Raw genomic sequence first — 16,418 nt, forward strand, 5'->3', positions numbered from 1 at the left:
TGCTCAGTTGAAACGGACGGCGGGGACGCCACAGGTGGACAGGTATTTCTGAGTGCGCGCTGCGATGGGCAGCGGTGTGTCGGGATGGCAGGGATACATGTCCTGCTCGACGATCGCGAACACGTCGATGCCGAGCTTCTCGATGGCCTCCAGAAGCGGCGGCATGTCGGGGATTCCGCGCGGCGGTTCGATCATGGCACCGAGTTTGACGGCCTCACCGAACGGCAGGTCCTCCGCCTCAACCTTGGCGACTATCGCCGGATCCACCTGTTTGAGGTGTAGGTACCCGATGCGCTCCGGATGTTTGTTGATAATTGCGAGATTGTCGCCGCCGCAGTAGCTGATGTGGCCGGTGTCGAGACACAGATTCACGAAACGCTCGTCGGTCCCTTCGAGGAACTTGTAGACGTTGTCTTCGATGTCGACGTGACTGTCGGCATGAGGATGGTACTGCGCCATGACGCCGTACTCCTCGAGCATTGCCTTCCCGAGAGCGTTCATGCCGTCGGTTTTCTTACGCCACTGCTCGGGCGTCAGATTGCGGTCTTCGAGTACCGCTCCGGTGGAAGGGTCGCGCCACATCTCAGGGATGACCACCACGTGCTTGCCGCCGACGGCTGCGGTCAACTTGGCGACGTCCTTGATCTGATTCCAGACGGCATCCCAGGAATCGTCCTGGTGCAGGTGTTCGAAAACGGTACCGGCCGAAAGCTTCAGGCCGCGGGCGCCGAGTTCGTCCGTCAACTTGGCTGGATCGGTCGGAAGGTATCCGAACGGGCCGAGTTCGATCCATTCGTATCCCGACGCGGATACCTCGTCGAGGAATCGTGTGTAAGGGGTCTGCTGTGGATCGTCCGGAAACCACACGCCCCAGGAGTCGGGGGCTGATCCGACGCGAATCGCGCTCATGTCTAGATTCCTTTCGCGGGCAAGCTTTATGGGGTGTGGTTGTGCGGAATTTTCATTCGGATGGACGGAGGTACGGTCGCTGGATCTTCTTCCAGGACTCGTAAGTTGTCCGTGCCTTCTTGGTGGACTCCAGTTCGGAGGTGGCCGATACCGGTACATCCCACCAGGATTCGCTGTCCGGGGCGCCGATCAGCGGATCGGTTTCGACGTGGATGACGGTGCTGGTGTCGCTTGCTTTGGCAACCTTGATCGCGTCGGCGAACTCGGCAGCGGTGTTGGCGCGGATGACGTCGACACCGAGGCTGGCAGCGTTCGCGGCCAGATCGACCGGGAGAACCCCTCCGTCGAGACGTCCGTCATTCGAGCGGTAGCGGTACTGCGTGCCGAAGCGCTGGGAACCCAGCGACTCGGACAGTGAACCGATGGAGGCAAATCCGTGATTCTGCACCAGGACGACGATGACCTTGAGGCGTTCCTGTACGGCGGTGACCAATTCGGTGGCCATCATCAGATAGGAACCGTCTCCGACCATCACGAACACGTCGCGATCGGGGCACGCCATGCGGACGCCTAGACCGCCGGCAACTTCGTATCCCATGCACGAGTACCCGTATTCGACGTGATACCCCTTGGAATCACGGGTTCGCCACAGCTTGTGGAGGTCACCCGGCATGGACCCGGCAGCGCACACCACGACGTCACGTGGATCGGACAGTGTGTTGACCAGGCCGATCACCTGATTCTGATTCAGTGACCCGTCGGCAGCGGGTTCGGCTGGGTTGTAGACGGATTCGACGATCGCATCCCAATCGCGAGCGAGGTCACCGATCCTGGACGCATATTCGTCGTCCACCCGGTAGTCGTTCAGTGCAAGTGCCAGCGCGTCGAGTGCCTCACGTGCGTCGGCGACAACGCTGACTCCGCCCTGCTTCACGGAGTCCAGTGATGCGACGTTGATGTTGACGAAGCGAACGTCGGGATTGGTGAACGCGGTGCGGGACGCGCTCGTGAAATCGCTGTACCGCGTACCGATTCCGATGACGACGTCAGCCTCGGTGGCCAGTGCGTTTGCAGCCGTAGTGCCGGTGGACCCCACCGCCCCGACGGATTGTGGATGGTCGTAGACCAATGAACCCTTGCCGGCCTGGCTCTGCCCCACGGGGATTCCGGTCTGCGCGCAGAACGCTGCCAGAGAGTCGGTGGCCTGGCTGTAGATCACGCCGCCGCCGGCGACGATCAGTGGCTTGCGAGCCGAGCGGATGATCGCGGCGGCGCGTTCGATCACCGATCGTTCGGGGAGCGGGCGGGCCACGTGCCACACCCGTTCGGCGAAGAAGGACTCGGGCCAGTCGAAAGCCTCGGCCTGCACGTCCTGCGGGATGGCGATGGTGACCGCGCCGGTCTCGACGGGATCAGTGAGAACGCGCATCCCGGCGAGCAGAGCGCTCGGCAACTGCTCCGGGCGCCATACCCGATCGAAGTATCGTGAGACGGGTTTGAAAGCGTCGTTGACTGTGACGTCGCCGCTCGACGGGAGTTCGAGTTCCTGTAAGACGGGGGCGCTGGCGCGGGTCGCGAAAGTGTCTGCGGGAAGGAGTAATACAGGTAGACGATTGATGGTGGCCAGTGCCGCGCCGGTGATCATATTGGTGGCACCGGGGCCGACGCTGGACGAGACCGCCCACGTCTGCAGGCGGTCCTTCATGCGGGCGTGCGCGACAGCCGAGTGCACCATCGCCTGTTCATTGCGGCCGAGCACGTAGGGGAGTGTCGGCTCACGGCCGGCGTCGAGATCCTGGATCTCGGCCTGCAAGAGTGCCTGCCCCAGTCCGGCGACGTTGCCGTGCCCGAAGATTCCGAAGCAGCCGGCGAACAGCTTGGTGCGCTGGCCGTCGCGTTCGGTGTACTGGTTGGCGAGGAAGCGGACGACAGCTTGAGAAACGGTGAGGTATACGGTCGGCTCGTCGCGAGGTGGACGATTGCCGGTTGCGTTGTTGGTGGGTGCCACAGCTTTCACTTCCGTCAGTTGTGGGACTGCAACGGCAGTCGAGGGTCGATGTCCTGGTGATCCCAGCTTCCACGTAGCCAGGTGTGTTGCGGATCGTCACAGATGTTCCACGCCCGGATCTCGCCCGAACCTGCCATGACATTGAGGTAGTACATGTGGTGGCCCGGCGCTGCGATGGACGGGCCGTGATAGCCGTGCGGCACGAGGACGACGTCGCCCGAGCGGACTTCCTCGAGCACCTCGATAGGTCTCTCGGCGGTTCCGTACACGCGGTGGTAGCCGAAACCTTCGGTCCCGGTGGGGCTTCTGTCGATCTCGAAGTAGTAGATCTCTTCCAGGGCCGATTCGACGTCGCTGTTCTCGTCGTGCTTGTGGCTGGGATACGACGACCAGTTCCCGCCGGGGGTGATGACCTCACACGCGATGATGGAGTCTGCCTCGAAAGTGTCTGCGGTGGCGAAGTTGTGAACCTGTCGGCTGCAGTTTCCGGCGCCGCGAAGTTCGACCGCGACTCCGGACGCGGGACCGTATCGATGGGGAAGCTTGGCGCCGGCGCGCGCTCCGCACAGGGCGAAGCGGCCTCCGCCCGTGCTGCTGACCGAGTAGTCGGCGTCGCGACCGACGTACGCGAAATCGCTCGGACCGTCGAAAACCGATGCGCGGCCAGTGAGGGGAATCTCCGTCCCCTCGGCAACAACGACGGCCGAACCCGCCAGTGGAACGACGATGATCTCGTTCTCGCCGGACTGCAGGTGGACGTTCGCACCCGGGGCGAGTTCGAGTGTCCACAAGCTGGATTCGGTCCACCCGGCGGACTCCGGCGTGACCACTGTCGTGAAATCACGGTCGGCGGACGATCCGGCGGGGACGTAGTACTTGCTGAACATCTTGCTCCTGCCAGGTCGGTTCTAGTGGACGAGCTTGACTGCGGTGTCGACGGCCGCGGTGACGTCGCCGTCGGGTGGGTAGAGCAGCGCGCGTCCGACGATCAGTCCGCGCACGGACGGCAGCTGAAGTGCAGCGTCCCACTTTGCGTACGTTTCTTCCGGCGCGATCTGCGGATCTCCCCCCAGGAGGAGCGTCGGGAGGGTGGTCGCATCCATGACGCGTTCCATCTCGTCGACGACCGGCAGTTTCATCCACGTGTAGGCCGAGGTGGAGCCGAGACCTTGGGAGATGTGGATGGATTTGATGACGGCGTCGGGGCTGAGATCGTTGACGACCTTGCCGTTCACGCGGCTGGAGAGAAACGGCTCGAGCATCGCGATCAGTCCGGCCGCGGCCAGTTCGTCCACGGCTTCGGCACATGCCGTCATGGTGGGCAGAGTGCCCGCGTCGTCGAGTGCGATGCGTAGCAGCATCTTTCCGCCGTTCATTCCGAACTTCGCGGTGCCCGCCGCGGTGTATCCCGTCATGCGGTCGTCGAGTTCGAAGCTCGCGCCTGCCAGGCCGCCGCGGTTCATCGACGATAAGACGACCTTGTCGTCGAGGGCGCCGAGGAGGAGCAGATCGTCGAGAATGTCCGCGGTGCCGAGAACGCCGTCGACTCCGGGATTGTCGAGCGCAGTGCGTAATCTGTCGAGCAGATCTGTACGACTGTTCATCGCTGTCGGCTTGCCACCGACAGACAGTGCCCCACGGGCCGGGTGATCGGCAGCGACGATCATCAGTCGACCATTGCCTCGAACAGTGGCGCGAGGAGTTCGCGCTGCCCACGCCTTTTCGATGATCTGCGGATCGCTCGCACGCAGTTCCGTCACTTCGGCGTAGGTGGTGGCGAGGGGGCGGGCGGCGAGCTTGTCAGACATTGACTGCCTCCGTGGCTGTGGCTTCGGCGAGATCGTGGACTTCTTCGGCGGTCGGCATCGCAGTGGAGCATTCGAGCCGAGATGCGACTATCGCGCCGGCCGCGTTGGCGTACCGCAGTACCTTCTCCAGCGGCCACCCGGCCAACAGTCCGTGGCACAGTGATCCGCCGAAGCTGTCGCCTGCTCCAAGCCCGTTGACCACGTCGACGGCGTTGGGCGGCACGGTGATCGACTGCTTTCGCGTTTTGCCGAGTACGCCCTTCGGGCCCTGCTTCACGATGGCCAGTTCGACGCCGAGGTCGAGAAGCGCGTCGGCGGCCTTGTTCGGATTGGTCTCACCGACCGCGATCTCGCACTCTTCGCGGTTTCCGACGGCTACTGTCACGTGCGCCAGAGCGCGCTGCACCTGATTTGTTGCTTCTTGGGGCGTCGACCAGAACATCGGGCGGTAGTCCAGATCGAGGACCGTCAGCGGGCGTCGTTCGCGGGCTTCCCAGGCAGCGAAGTGTGCACTGCGACTCGGTTCTTCGGACAGCCCTGTCACAGTCGACCAGTAGAGGGACGATGCTCGAACGGCGTCGAGGTCGATGTCTTCCGGGGTGATCCGAAGATCGGGCGCATGCGGCTTGCGGTAGAAGTACAGCGGAAAGTCGTCAGGAGGGAAGATCTCGCAGAACGTCACCGGTGTCGGGTACTCGGAATTGGTGACGACAAACCTGTTGTCGACGCCCAGACGTGCCAACTCGCGTGTGACGAACTTCCCGAAAGGATCGCTGCCTACGCCGGAGATCAGTGCTGCTCGCCGGCCGAGGCGCGCGGCCGCCACCGAGACATTGGCTGCGCTGCCGCCGAGGAACTTGCCGAACGTCTCGACGTCCTCGAGTCCGACACCGGTCTGAAGTGGGTAGATGTCCACCCCCGATCGGCCGATGGCGAGCACGTCGAAGGGTGCGTCAGGGATGTGTGACCCGCTCTGGTGAGTGTTGATGCTTGTCAAAACTGACTCCCGAGAGTTCGTGGTGGGTTGCCCACGCAGGGCACCGTTGTATGACTGAAACTGTGCGCCGCGACACAGCGATTGTCAATAGTTTGTCTGGACATTATGACTTGCGGTCAAGTGAATGTTAGTGTTCGCATACACTGCCGAGAGAAGTAGCGTCGATACGGCGCCTTCCCAAGACAGATCGGAGTTGGCCGTGGTCGCAGCACTCGCCGTCGAGTTGGACCGCTCGAGCCCGGTGCCGCTGTATTTTCAGCTGGCACAGGCAATCGAGGGCGCTATTCTCGGTGGCGAACTTGCCCCAGGTGATCGCTTCGAGAACGAACTGGCGTTGGCCAAACGGCTCAATCTCTCACGTCCGACCACTCGACGCGCGATCCAGGAACTGGTGGACAAGGGACTACTTGTTCGTAAGCGGGGAGTCGGAACTCAGGTGGTGCAAAGTCCGGTGCACCGCCCGGTCGAGCTCACCAGCCTGTTCGACGACCTTGCGAGGGCCGGCCAGGCGCCGACGACCAAGCTGCTCGAGTTCACGGTGGGAGTTCCCGCCGAGGACGTTGCCGCGGAACTCAACCTCGAACCTGACGCCGAAGTGGCCACCATCAGGCGTCTGCGAAGCACCAACGGCGAACCGCTTGCCGTGATGACCAACTACATTCCGGTGGACATCGCACCCGATCCCGAGGAGTTGGAGACGCAGGGGCTGTACCAAACCTTGCGAACTCGCGGCGTTCACATCCGTGTGGCGCGGCAGCGAATCGGCGCTCGGGCGGCGACTCGCGAAGAAGCAGGATTGCTCGACGAGAAAGTGGGTGCTGCCCTCTTGACCATGAGCCGCACTGCATTTGACGATTCAGGTAGCGCCGTCGAGTACGGCAGCCACTGCTACCGAGCGTCGCGTTACTACTTCGACACCACCGTGGTCGACCGCTAGATCTCGATCCCGGTGACACGAGTACCCGCCTGACCGAGTCAGTGGGGGTGATTTGTGATCCCAGCATTTCTGCGATCCTTCGATCATTTGACCCGAACGGAGCCTCATGACAGGCATTTCAGTAGCAGTTGCCGGATTCGGATGGATGGGCCGCGTCCACACGCAGGCGTATCTGCGTCTGCGGCAACACTATCCCCAGTTTCCCGTGATCCGCCTGGCCGCCGTCGCCGACGAGGTGCCTGGCCGAGGGGAGGAAGCAGCGGACCAATTCGGTTTCGAAGCTTTCACCCAGGATTGGCGCGATATCGCAGCCGATCCGGCCATCGACGCGGTGAGCATCACGGCCCCGAACTTCTTGCACCGTGAAATCGGCGTCGCAATGGCAGAAGCCGGCAAACACATCTGGATCGAGAAGCCCGTCGGCTTGTCCACGGAAGACGCCAAAGCTGTTGCCGCAGCAGTCTCGAAGGCCGGTGTGCAGTCGACCGTCGGCTTCAACTACCGAAACGCGCCGGCTGTGGCCCTGGCAAAAAGCCTGATCGACTCAGGGGAGTTGGGCACGATCACGCACTCGCGTTTTCGTTTCCTCAGCGACTATGCGGCCCACCCTGAAGGTGCTTTGAGTTGGCGATACGAGCGGGAGCGCGGCGGCGCCGGCGTCCTGGGCGACTTGGCTTCGCACGGCATCGATCTGATTCGTCATCTTCTCGGTGACGTCGACGCTCTCGTTGCGGATACTGCGATCTTCATCCCGGAGCGTGCGCGTCCGTCCGCCGCTACCAGTGGACATGCGCGGGCCAGCGGTGGGGAGATGGGGGCTGTCGAGAACGAAGACTTCGTCAGCGCACTGCTGCGCCTCGGGTCGGGTGGCCGGTGCACCCTCGAAGCATGCCGCGTCGCCGTGGGAGAGCAGAACAATTACGGATTCGAGATTCACGGCACGAAAGGTGCCGTGTTCTGGGACTACCGCCGGATGGGTGAACTGGGCACCAGCCTCGGCTCGAAGTACCAGGACCAATCCGTCGCGCGCGACGACTCTTTCGGAACTGTCGAAGATGGGCATCGAACTGCCTGACGTCGACGCACCGATCGGTAGTCTCTCGGGCGGTCAGCGTCAGTGTGTTGCCATCGCCCGCGCCATCTTCTTCGGCGCGCGCGTGCTGATTCTCGACGAGCCGACAGCAGCGCTCGGCGTCAAGCAGTCGGGAATGGTGTTGCGCTACATCACCGCTGCCAAGGAACAGGGATTCGGCGTCATCTTCATCACGCACAATCCGCACCACGCGTACATGGTCGGCGATCACTTCGTGCTCCTCAACCGAGGCAGGCAGAAGCTCGACGCCAAGTACGACGACATCTCACTCGAAGAACTGACCAAGGAGATGGCGGGCGGTGACGAGCTCGAGACGCTGACCCACGAGCTTCGCCGTTAGATCAAAACCTCGCGACTGCAGCCTCGGTTCGAATCGAACCGAGGCTGTAGTCGTTTCGTCAGAGGATGGCCGTCGGCCGAACCCCGAGGCCGGAATGCATGTACGCCTCGTCGATCATCGTCATGTTGGCTACCGCGTCGCCCGGCCCGATCGGCAGCGCCGAGACCCCGGACAGATGATCGGCGAACGCTTCGAGTTGATAGGTGTACGACGACTTCGTGCCCAGATGCTCGACGCTCGTGCGCCCACCGGCCGTGACGGAGACACGGTCGTCGATGTCCGGCTGCAGGAAGTTGTGCACCAGGACGTCTCCTTCAGTGCCGAATACTCGGAAGGTGAAGTGATACCGCTCGTCCAACATCGTGGTCACCACGGATGCCGTGGCGCCGCTGGGGTATTCGAGTTCGATGTCGAACCACGAATCGACCCCCGGAGCGTATTCCTCGTGGCGGGTCCCGGTCACCACTGGCGCACCGCCACAGACGTCACTCAGCGTCCGGGAAGCATGTAACCCGTAGCAGCCCAGGTCCATCAGTGACCCGCCTGCCAAGGCGAGCTCCCACCGCGGGTCGTTCTCGGATGGTGTGGGCATCCGCAGTACGGTTTCCACCCGAGTGACCGCGCCGACGGCGCCGCTTCGAACCAGATCCAGCAGGCGCCGGTTCACCGGATGAAAGAGGTAGTGGAACCCCTCGAGCAGCGTCACGCCGCTCACGCGTGCTGCCTCGGCTACAGCACGCGCTTCCACCGCGTTGCTCGAAAACGGTTTCTCCGTCAGCACGTGCTTGCCGGCCTGAACGGCGGCGAGATTCCACGGTCCGTGCAGGCTGTTGGGTAGCGCGTTGTAGACGACGTCCACCTCCGGATCCGAGATCAGCTCGGCGTACGAACCGACCACCCGTTCGATCCCATGCTGGGCCGCATAGGCTCTGGCCCGCTCGGGGTCGCGTGCGGCAACGGCCACCAGGCGGTGCCCGGTGGCCGTTGCAGGTTTGATCATCGCGTTCTCGGCGATGCGTGAGGCTCCCAGAATGCCTATCCGCAGCGGGGTAGGTGTCACAGAACCGACCGCAGATACTCGACGCTCGCTCGCACATCGCGCACCGGTCCCTCGTCCGACGGCGCTTCGGCCAGAATGGTGTCCTGCTCGAGCACGTACCACCCGTCGAAACCGTGGCGCTGCAATATGGCTGTGACACCGGCGATGTCGACGTCGCCGCCACCGAGTGGACGGTACATTCCCGCCTTCACGCCGTCGGTGTAGGTGAGCTCACCTCTGCGAACGCGTGATGCGAGGGCATCGTCGACGTCCTTGAGATGCACGTGGGTGATGCGCTCGGGAGCTTGACGCGCCAGGTCGACCGGATCGGTGCCGCCGATCAACAGGTGGCCGGTGTCCAGGCACAGGGGGATGGCCGAGCCGTCGAGCACTCGCAGGACCTCGTCGCGCTGCTCGATCATCGTTCCGACGTGAGGGTGGACAACTGCCCTGATTCCGCGCTCGGCCGCGGCGTCGGTGAGGCGATCGAGATTGTGCAGCAGGGTTTTCCAACTCTGCTCGTCCAGTTCCGGGCGTGAATCGTAGCCGTCGGAACCCGTCGCGGCGGCCAGGACCAAAACTTCGGCACCCGAGGCGACGAAACCGTCGAGGATGGGGGAGATGCCGGGAACCGGATCATGATCGCGATCATGCAGCAGTACCGGTGCGAACCCGCCGACTGCGCTCAGATCGTGATCCGCGAGCACCTTGGCCATTTCGGCGGGTGCAGTCGGCAGAAAGCCCTCCGGTCCGATTTCCGTTGCCGCCAGACCGACTTCGCGCATTTCCCGGAGGACTTGCGCAGGGTCGAGCTGGTAGCCCCAGCCCGGGACTTCGCACACGCCCCAGGAGATCGGTGCGCCGGCGATGCGAGGAGTGCTCATGTGTGTGCCTCATTCTTGTCGTGAAGGAACAGATCTTTGACTTCGGTGATCGTGACGGGCCGACCCTCGCGCAGAGAGTGCGTTGCAGCTTCGGAGATCCAGGCCGACTCGACCGCATCTGCGGGGGTACAGGGCGATTCCCGCCGCCCGGCGATTACGTCGAGGAATGCTTCTAGTTCCGCACGGTAGGCGGAGGTGAAGCGGTCCATGAAGAACGTGTACGGCGCCTTCGCGGGGAACGATGTTTCGGGGTCGAGCGAGCGGAGCGGCAAGCGGTCGTCCAGCCCGGCAACGACGGAGTCCGCCGAGCCGAGTACCTCGAGTCGGCAGTCGTAGCCGCGGCCGTTGTAGCGGGTATTCGACACGACCGCGATGGTTCCGCCTTCGAAAGTGAGAACCGTTGCGGCGGTGTCGACGTCACCGGCATCGGCGATCCCGCGATCACCCTGATTCGAGCCGGTGGCAAAAACCGTGGTGACTTCGCGGCCGCTGACCCACCTGACGATGTCGAAATCGTGGATCGAGCAGTCGCGGAAGATGCCGCCGGAGTGTGCGATGTACGAGATCGGCGGGGGAGCGGGGTCGAGGGTGGTCGATCGGAGAGTGTGGATCCAACCGAGTTCTCCGGATCGAACTGCGTCGTACGCCGCCACAAATGACGGGTCGAATCGGCGCTGAAATCCGATCTGGACTGGTACCGACGTCTGCTCGGCAGTCGCGAGGACACGAACCGAGGATTCGATCGAGTCGGCTACCGGCTTTTCGCAGAACGTCGGGATGTCTCGGCGGACAGCGGCTTCGATCAGGTCGGCGTGCGAACTCGACGACGCGGCGATCAGAACGCCGTCGATGCCTGACGCTAAAAGCGCGTCGGGATCGGCAGCGGACTCCACGTCGAGTTCGCTTGCCACGTCCGAGGTTCGACGTGCGTCGACGTCGGTGACAATCAGTGCGTCGACGCCGTCCATCGTCAGCAGGTTTCGGGCGTGGTAGCTGCCGATTCGTCCGAGCCCGATGACTCCGATGCGAGCGCCCATCAGTCCAGCCCTCCGAAGACGTTCTGGTCCCAGTCGATGATCGAACCTGTCACGACTCCGCTGCGATCGGAGAGCAGGAAGACGACGAAGTCGGCGATTTCGTCGACCTGTCCGAGTTTGCCCATGGGGAGGGTGCTGCCCGCACGTTCCTGCCATTCGTCACCGGCGTCGTGAAAAGCTCTCTGCGTGAGGTCTTCTCCCTCGGTCTGTGTCCACCCGATGTCGAGACCGTTGATCCGGATGCGATCCCAGCGATGCGCATGGGCGGCGTTGCGGGTCAGCCCCGCCAGCCCGGCCTTCGCTGCCACGTACGGCGCGAGATACGGTTGCCCGCCGAGTTCGGACGTGGAGATGATGTTGACGATGGACCCGGGGACCGCACGCTCGCGCATGTCCTTGACGGCTGCCTGCATCGTGAAGAACGGACCGCGGAGGTTCACCGCGATGTGCTGGTCGAAGAGTTCCTCGGTGGTGTCGAGCAGCGTGCCGCGCGAGGTGAGTCCGGCAGAATTGACGAGGGCATCCACGCGGCCGAAGTGAGAGATCGTCTCGGCCACGCTGGCGAGCGCGGAATCGGTCTGCGCCACATCGGCTTCGATGAAGTGGGTTCCCGGAAGTTCTGCCTCGAGAGCCTTTCCGACGTCCGGGCGTCGGCCGGTGAAAGCCACCTGAGCGCCCTCACGGACTGCGGCGCGAACGACGCCGGCGCCGACGCCTTGCGAGCCGCCACTGACCAGTACGACGGTGTCGGCTAGGAGTGCGGGCCTGGTTACGCCCGGCGGAGAAGTCATGGGTTTAGTCTGGCTGTGACGAAGACCTCGAGCAACAGCGAAAAACCATCAAATATCCATCATCGTGAGGTAGTTGTGGCGCATCGATTCAAAGTACGGGAGATCGCTCAGCAGTCGGGCCTGAGTGAGGCCACCGTCGACCGGGTGCTCAACGACCGTCCTGGAGTTCGGGAGGGCACACGATCGGAGGTTCGCCAGGCGATCACGGACCTGGAACGTCAACGCTCGCAACTGAAACTGGTCGGGCGCACGTTCATCGTCGACGTCGTGTTGCAAACTCCCGCAAGGTTTTCCGACGCAGTCCGTGACGCGCTCGAGGCCGAACTGCCCACCCTTGCACCCGCTGTAGTTCGTTCCAGGTTTCACTTTCGTGAAACCGGTTCGGTAGAAGCGATGACGTCGACGCTCGACAAGATTCGCCGGCGTGGCTCCCACGGAGTCATCGTCAAGGCTCCCGACACTCCGGAAGTCGTGGCGGCGATCGACCGGTTGGTGGCGGCAAGGATTCCGGTCGTCACGTTGGTGACCGACGTTGCCGGCAGCAGGCGAGCCGCCTACATCGGCATCGACAACCGAGCCGCTGGAGCCACCGCCGCGTACTTGATAGATCAGTGGCTGGGGGATCGGGAAGGCAACGTGCTGGTCAGCATGAGCAGTGGGTTCTTCCGCGGGGAGGAAGAACGGGAGATGGGATTTCGCTCCGCCATGCGAGTCTCGGCTCCGCATCGACGGTTGATCGACATTCCGAACAGTGACGGTCTGGATCAGACGAGTAGGAAATTGGTGCGAGCGGCACTCGAATCCGATCCGCAGATCCGTGCCGTGTATTCGATCGGTGGTGGCAACCTGGCCACGGTCGACGCGTTCGAAGAATTGAACCGGGAGTGCAGTGTCTTCATCGCCCACGATCTCGACGGTGACAATCGAAAGTTGCTGGGGGAGAAGCGAATATCGGCGGTGCTCCACCACGATCTGCGTGCGGATGTTCGCACTGCCTGTCAGGTGGTCATGAAGGAACACGGCGCCATGGGCGCTCACTTCGGCTTTACGACGTCACCGGTCCAAGTCGTGACACCGCTCAACATGCCCCCGACATAGCTGTGCGCGGTCAAGGAGTCCGGAGACTCCCTAACCGCGCACAGGGCCGAAGGCCTGACTATCGAGCGAAGAGCAGCGCTCGCTTGACTTCCTGAATAGCCTTTGTCACCTGGATGCCGCGGGGGCACGCGTCGGTGCAGTTGAACGTGGTGCGGCAACGCCACACGCCGTCCTTGTCGTTCAGGATGTCGAGACGCTCGGAAGCGGCCTCGTCACGGCTGTCGAAGATGAACCGGTGTGCGTTCACGATGGCAGCGGGACCGAAGTAGCTGCCGTCGCTCCAGTACACGGGGCACGACGTGGTGCAGCATGCGCAGAGGATGCACTTGGTGGTGTCGTCGAAACGAGCACGGTCGTGCTGGCTCTGGATGCGCTCGCGAGTGGGCTCGTTGCCACTGGTGATGAGGAACGGCTTCACGGCGCGGAATGCGTCGAAGAAGGGCTCCATGTCGACAACCAGGTCCTTCTCGACGGGCAGGCCCTTGATGGGCTCGACCGTGATGGTGACCGGCTTGCCGTCCTTGGGCAGCATGTCCTTCATCAGCAGCTTGCAGGCCAGACGGTTCACACCGTTGATCCGCATCGCGTCCGATCCACAGACTCCGTGTGCGCAGCTGCGACGGAACGTGAGGGTGCCGTCGAGGTAACCCTTCACGTACAGGAGCAGGTTGAGCAGTCGGTCGGTGGGCAGTGCCGGGACCTGGAAACTGTCCCAGTGCTGGCCCTCGCCCGATTCGGGATTCATCCGCGCGATCTTGAGAGTGACCATGACGGCCCCCTCGGGAACAGCGGGGAGTTTGGGTGCATCTACAGCAGGCGCAGACATCAGTACTTACGCTCCATCGGCTCGTAGCGGGTCTGGATCACCGGCTTGTAGTCCAGACGGATGTCGGAGAGCAGGCCGTCACCCTCCTTGTACGCCATCGTGTGCTTCATGTACTCGGCGTCGTTGCGATCCGGGAAGTCCTCGCGAGCGTGGCCGCCACGCGATTCCTTGCGGTTGAGGGCGCCGACGACGGTGACCTCTGCCATTTCGAGGAGGAAGCCCAGCTCGATGGCCTCGAGCAGGTCGCTGTTGTAGCGCTTGCCCTTGTCCTGGACCGTGATGTGGTTGTAGCGCTCCTTGAGAGCACGCACATCCTTGAGTGCCTGGGTGAGGCGCTCTTCGGTGCGGAAGACGGAGGCGTTGTTGTCCATCGACTGCTGAAGCTCGGTGCGGATGTCCGCAACGCGCTCGTGGCCGTGATCGGACAGGATGACGCCGACCCAGTCTTCGACCATCGCGGCCGGGGTTTCCGGCATGTCGACGAACTCGGTGGAGTTCGCGTACTCGGCGGCAGCGATGCCGGCGCGACGGCCGAACACGTTGATGTCGAGGAGCGAGTTGGTACCGAGACGGTTTGCACCGTGTACGGATACACAGGCGCATTCGCCGGCCGCGTACAGACCCTTGACGATCTCGTCGTTGTTGCGCAGCACCTCACCGTTGATCTTGGTGGGGATACCGCCCATGACGTAGTGGCACGTCGGGTAGACGGGCACGGGCTCCTTGACGGGGTCCACGCCGAGGTAGGTGCGCGAGAACTCCATGATGTCGGGGAGCTTCTCGTCGAGAACTTCCTCGGGGATGTGCGTCACGTCGATGTAGACGTAGTCCTTGTTCGGGCCGGCGCCGCGGCCTTCTAGAACCTCGAGGACCATCGAACGGGCCACGATGTCACGCGGAGCGAGGTCCTTGATGGTGGGTGCGTATCGCTCCATGAAGCGTTCACCGTCGGCATTACGGAGAATGCCACCTTCACCGCGGACGGCTTCCGAGATCAGGATGCCGAGACCGGCGAGTCCTGTCGGGTGGAACTGGTGGAACTCCATGTCCTCGAGGGGCAGGCCCTTGCGGAAGATGATGCCCATGCCGTCACCGGTGAGGGTGTGCGCGTTGGACGTCGTCTTGTACATGCGTCCCGAGCCGCCGGTCGCGAAGACGATCGACTTGGCGTGGAAGATGTGCAGCTCGCCGGTCGAGAGCTCGTAGCAGATGACACCGGTGGCAACCGGGCCGTCCTCGGTCTCGGTGATGGCGATGTCGAGCGCGTAGAACTCGTTGAAGAACTCGACGTCGTGCTTGACGCAGTTCTGGTAGAGCGTCTGCAGGATCATGTGACCGGTGCGGTCGGCGGCGTAACACGCACGGCGGACGGGTGCCTTGCCGTGGTCGCGTGTGTGGCCACCGAATCGACGCTGGTCGATCTTGCCTTCGGGCGTGCGGTTGAACGGCAGACCCATCTTCTCGAGGTCGAGCACCGCATCGATGGCCTCCTTGGCCATGATCTCGACGGCGTCCTGGTCGGCGAGGTAGTCGCCGCCCTTGACGGTGTCGAAGGTGTGCCACTCCCAGTTGTCTTCCTCCACGTTCGCCAGTGCGGCACACATGCCGCCCTGGGCCGCGCCGGTGTGGCTGCGGGTGGGGTAGAGCTTGGTCAGTACGGCCGTGCGGGCACGGGGGCCAGCTTCGATTGCCGCACGCATGCCTGCGCCACCGGCGCCGACGATGACCACGTCATAACGATGTTCCTGCATGAAGTCTGTGCTCCCCTAGCTCGCCGAGATATTGGGGTCGAAGGTGAAGATGACGTACGTGCCCAGGCCCATGATCAGGATCATCGAGAGAACGAGGATCGTGGTCAGCCAGAAGCGCGTGGAGTCCTTGCGGGAGTAGTCCGCGATGACCGTGCGCAGACCGTTACCGCCGTGCAGCTGTGCCAGCCACAACATCGTCAGATCCCAGAACTGCCAGAACGGGCTGGACCAGCGACCTGCGACGAACGCGAAGTTCAAACGGTGAACGCCACCGTCGAGCATCAGCATGATGAACATGTGGCCCAGGACCAGAACGATCAGGGCGACGCCGGAGAAGCGCATGAAGAGCCATGCGTACAACTCGAAATTGTTCCGAGCCTTCGCGCGCGGGGACCGCGGGTTGTCCAGGCTTGCGGGACGGTCGTATGAGGTGCCCAGGCTCTTGGCTTCGGGTCCGTGAGTAGTCGCCATGTCAGTGCTCCGCAAACATGTTGATGAGGATGCGTCCGGCGCCTGGGATCATCACCAGGAACCAGATCGTCAGAATGGTCCAGAGCATGACGCGCTGGTACTTCGGGCCCTTCGACCAGAAGTCCACCAACATCACGCGCACGCCGTTGAGGGCGTGGTAGAGGACTACGCCGACGAGGCCGATCTCCATGAGGCCGACGAGGGGGTTCTTGTACGTGTCGATGACGGCGTCGTACGTATCGGGATTGACCCGAACGAGTGCCGTATCGAGAACGTGTACGAATAGGAAGAAGAAAGTAGCGACGCCTGTGATCCGGTGTAGAACCCAGGACCACATTCCGGGGTCGCCCCGGTAAAGCGACCTCGTGCGCTCCTTCTGAGGAGCGGCTTCAGTCGTAGTACTCATCGAGTGCTGTGCCTCCAACGTCA

General features: G+C 63.0%; 15 protein-coding genes and 2 pseudogenes. 4 read left to right on the forward strand and 13 right to left on the reverse strand.

Going from position 1 to position 16,418, the window contains the following annotated elements; genetic code table 11:
• Positions 1–3: 3 nt before the first annotated feature.
• Genes GN300_RS20990 through iolC form a run of 5 tightly spaced genes read right to left on the reverse strand, consistent with a single transcriptional unit; the run spans position 4 to position 5,722 of the window.
• Positions 4–909 carry a sugar phosphate isomerase/epimerase gene (locus GN300_RS20990; RefSeq protein WP_007727370.1) on the reverse strand — a complete coding sequence of 302 codons (906 nt, stop codon included), beginning with the start codon at positions 907–909 and terminating at the stop codon, positions 4–6.
• A 52-nt stretch (positions 910–961) separates the two neighbouring features.
• Positions 962–2,917 carry a 3D-(3,5/4)-trihydroxycyclohexane-1,2-dione acylhydrolase (decyclizing) gene (gene iolD, locus GN300_RS20995; RefSeq protein ID WP_030535076.1) on the reverse strand — a complete coding sequence of 652 codons (1,956 nt, stop codon included), beginning with the start codon at positions 2,915–2,917 and terminating at the stop codon, positions 962–964.
• A gap of 14 nt (positions 2,918–2,931) precedes the next feature.
• Complete coding sequence (iolB, locus tag GN300_RS21000) at positions 2,932–3,804, reverse strand: 5-deoxy-glucuronate isomerase (protein ID WP_063316668.1); 873 nt, start codon at positions 3,802–3,804, stop codon at positions 2,932–2,934.
• A gap of 21 nt (positions 3,805–3,825) precedes the next feature.
• On the reverse strand, positions 3,826–4,725 hold the full coding sequence (locus GN300_RS21005) for a hypothetical protein (protein WP_063316667.1): 900 nt from the start codon (positions 4,723–4,725) through the stop codon (positions 3,826–3,828).
• The gene (gene iolC / locus GN300_RS21010; RefSeq protein ID WP_030535074.1) at positions 4,718–5,722 is read right to left on the reverse strand and encodes a 5-dehydro-2-deoxygluconokinase; all 1,005 of its coding nucleotides are present in this window, start codon (positions 5,720–5,722) and stop codon (positions 4,718–4,720) included. The genes GN300_RS21005 and iolC overlap by 8 nt, the downstream gene beginning before the upstream one ends.
• Before the next feature lie 199 nt (positions 5,723–5,921).
• On the opposite strand from iolC, the gene GN300_RS21015 reads away from it, so the two are divergent.
• The 3 genes and pseudogenes from GN300_RS21015 to GN300_RS21025 all read left to right on the forward strand — a co-directional run.
• Entirely contained in the window at positions 5,922–6,659 is a 738-nt protein-coding gene (locus GN300_RS21015) for a GntR family transcriptional regulator (protein ID WP_003941006.1), read from the forward strand.
• Between the two features lie 106 nt (positions 6,660–6,765).
• Positions 6,766–7,683, forward strand: a pseudogene (locus tag GN300_RS21020) (Gfo/Idh/MocA family protein); the annotation flags it as partial.
• Positions 7,676–8,092: pseudogene (locus tag GN300_RS21025) on the forward strand (ATP-binding cassette domain-containing protein); the annotation flags it as partial. The pseudogenes GN300_RS21020 and GN300_RS21025, both read left to right, overlap by 8 nt.
• A gap of 58 nt (positions 8,093–8,150) precedes the next feature.
• Here the strand turns inward: GN300_RS21025 and GN300_RS21030 are convergent.
• Genes GN300_RS21030 through GN300_RS21045 form a run of 4 tightly spaced genes read right to left on the reverse strand, consistent with a single transcriptional unit; the run spans position 8,151 to position 11,843 of the window.
• Positions 8,151–9,152 (reverse strand): Gfo/Idh/MocA family protein, encoded by a 1,002-nt coding sequence (locus tag GN300_RS21030; RefSeq protein WP_082845800.1) that lies wholly within the window; start codon positions 9,150–9,152, stop codon positions 8,151–8,153.
• A complete protein-coding gene (locus tag GN300_RS21035) occupies positions 9,149–10,015 on the reverse strand; it encodes a TIM barrel protein (protein WP_007727332.1) in 867 nt (288 codons plus the stop codon). The genes GN300_RS21030 and GN300_RS21035 overlap by 4 nt, the downstream gene beginning before the upstream one ends.
• On the reverse strand, positions 10,012–11,052 hold the full coding sequence (locus GN300_RS21040; protein ID WP_063316666.1) for a Gfo/Idh/MocA family oxidoreductase: 1,041 nt from the start codon (positions 11,050–11,052) through the stop codon (positions 10,012–10,014). Before GN300_RS21040 ends, GN300_RS21035 begins: the two co-directional genes overlap by 4 nt.
• Complete coding sequence (locus tag GN300_RS21045) at positions 11,052–11,843, reverse strand: SDR family oxidoreductase (protein ID WP_063316665.1); 792 nt, start codon at positions 11,841–11,843, stop codon at positions 11,052–11,054. The genes GN300_RS21040 and GN300_RS21045 overlap by 1 nt, the downstream gene beginning before the upstream one ends.
• Before the next feature lie 75 nt (positions 11,844–11,918).
• Between GN300_RS21045 and GN300_RS21050 the strand changes: the two genes are divergently transcribed.
• The gene (locus tag GN300_RS21050) at positions 11,919–12,941 is read left to right on the forward strand and encodes a LacI family DNA-binding transcriptional regulator (RefSeq protein WP_063316664.1); all 1,023 of its coding nucleotides are present in this window, start codon (positions 11,919–11,921) and stop codon (positions 12,939–12,941) included.
• A 58-nt stretch (positions 12,942–12,999) separates the two neighbouring features.
• On the opposite strand, the gene GN300_RS21055 is transcribed toward GN300_RS21050, so the two are convergent.
• From GN300_RS21055 to sdhC, 4 genes are read right to left on the reverse strand one after another with little or no spacing between them, the layout of a single operon-like run.
• A complete protein-coding gene (locus GN300_RS21055; protein WP_003940925.1) occupies positions 13,000–13,767 on the reverse strand; it encodes a succinate dehydrogenase iron-sulfur subunit in 768 nt (255 codons plus the stop codon).
• Positions 13,767–15,518, reverse strand: coding sequence for a succinate dehydrogenase flavoprotein subunit (gene sdhA, locus GN300_RS21060; protein ID WP_003941011.1), 1,752 nt, complete (start codon positions 15,516–15,518; stop codon positions 13,767–13,769). The genes GN300_RS21055 and sdhA overlap by 1 nt, the downstream gene beginning before the upstream one ends.
• Before the next feature lie 15 nt (positions 15,519–15,533).
• Positions 15,534–15,989, reverse strand: coding sequence for a succinate dehydrogenase hydrophobic membrane anchor subunit (locus tag GN300_RS21065; RefSeq protein ID WP_003940699.1), 456 nt, complete (start codon positions 15,987–15,989; stop codon positions 15,534–15,536).
• Position 15,990: 1 nt separating this feature from the next.
• Complete coding sequence (gene sdhC / locus GN300_RS21070; RefSeq protein WP_020969155.1) at positions 15,991–16,395, reverse strand: succinate dehydrogenase, cytochrome b556 subunit; 405 nt, start codon at positions 16,393–16,395, stop codon at positions 15,991–15,993.
• Positions 16,396–16,418: the final 23 nt, after the last annotated feature.

This window comes from Rhodococcus sp. Ni2 (genome assembly GCF_021352185.1).
In the GTDB taxonomy this organism is placed as follows: domain Bacteria; phylum Actinomycetota; class Actinomycetes; order Mycobacteriales; family Mycobacteriaceae; genus Rhodococcus_F; species Rhodococcus_F qingshengii.

Bases quoted from the DNA above. Each gene is read 5' to 3' on its own strand.
- GN300_RS20990 (WP_007727370.1), bottom strand. From the start codon at position 909: ATGAGCGCGATTCGCGTCGGATCAGCCCCCGACTCCTGGGGCGTGTGG.
- iolB (WP_063316668.1), bottom strand. From the start codon at position 3,804: ATGTTCAGCAAGTACTACGTCCCCGCCGGATCGTCCGCCGACCGTGAT.
- GN300_RS21005 (WP_063316667.1), bottom strand. From the start codon at position 4,725: ATGTCTGACAAGCTCGCCGCCCGCCCCCTCGCCACCACCTACGCCGAA.
- GN300_RS21035 (WP_007727332.1), bottom strand. From the start codon at position 10,015: ATGAGCACTCCTCGCATCGCCGGCGCACCGATCTCCTGGGGCGTGTGC.
- GN300_RS21040 (WP_063316666.1), bottom strand. From the start codon at position 11,052: ATGGGCGCTCGCATCGGAGTCATCGGGCTCGGACGAATCGGCAGCTAC.
- GN300_RS21045 (WP_063316665.1), bottom strand. From the start codon at position 11,843: ATGACTTCTCCGCCGGGCGTAACCAGGCCCGCACTCCTAGCCGACACC.
- GN300_RS21055 (WP_003940925.1), bottom strand. From the start codon at position 13,767: ATGTCTGCGCCTGCTGTAGATGCACCCAAACTCCCCGCTGTTCCCGAG.
- sdhA (WP_003941011.1), bottom strand. From the start codon at position 15,518: ATGCAGGAACATCGTTATGACGTGGTCATCGTCGGCGCCGGTGGCGCA.
- GN300_RS21065 (WP_003940699.1), bottom strand. From the start codon at position 15,989: ATGGCGACTACTCACGGACCCGAAGCCAAGAGCCTGGGCACCTCATAC.
- sdhC (WP_020969155.1), bottom strand. From the start codon at position 16,395: ATGAGTACTACGACTGAAGCCGCTCCTCAGAAGGAGCGCACGAGGTCG.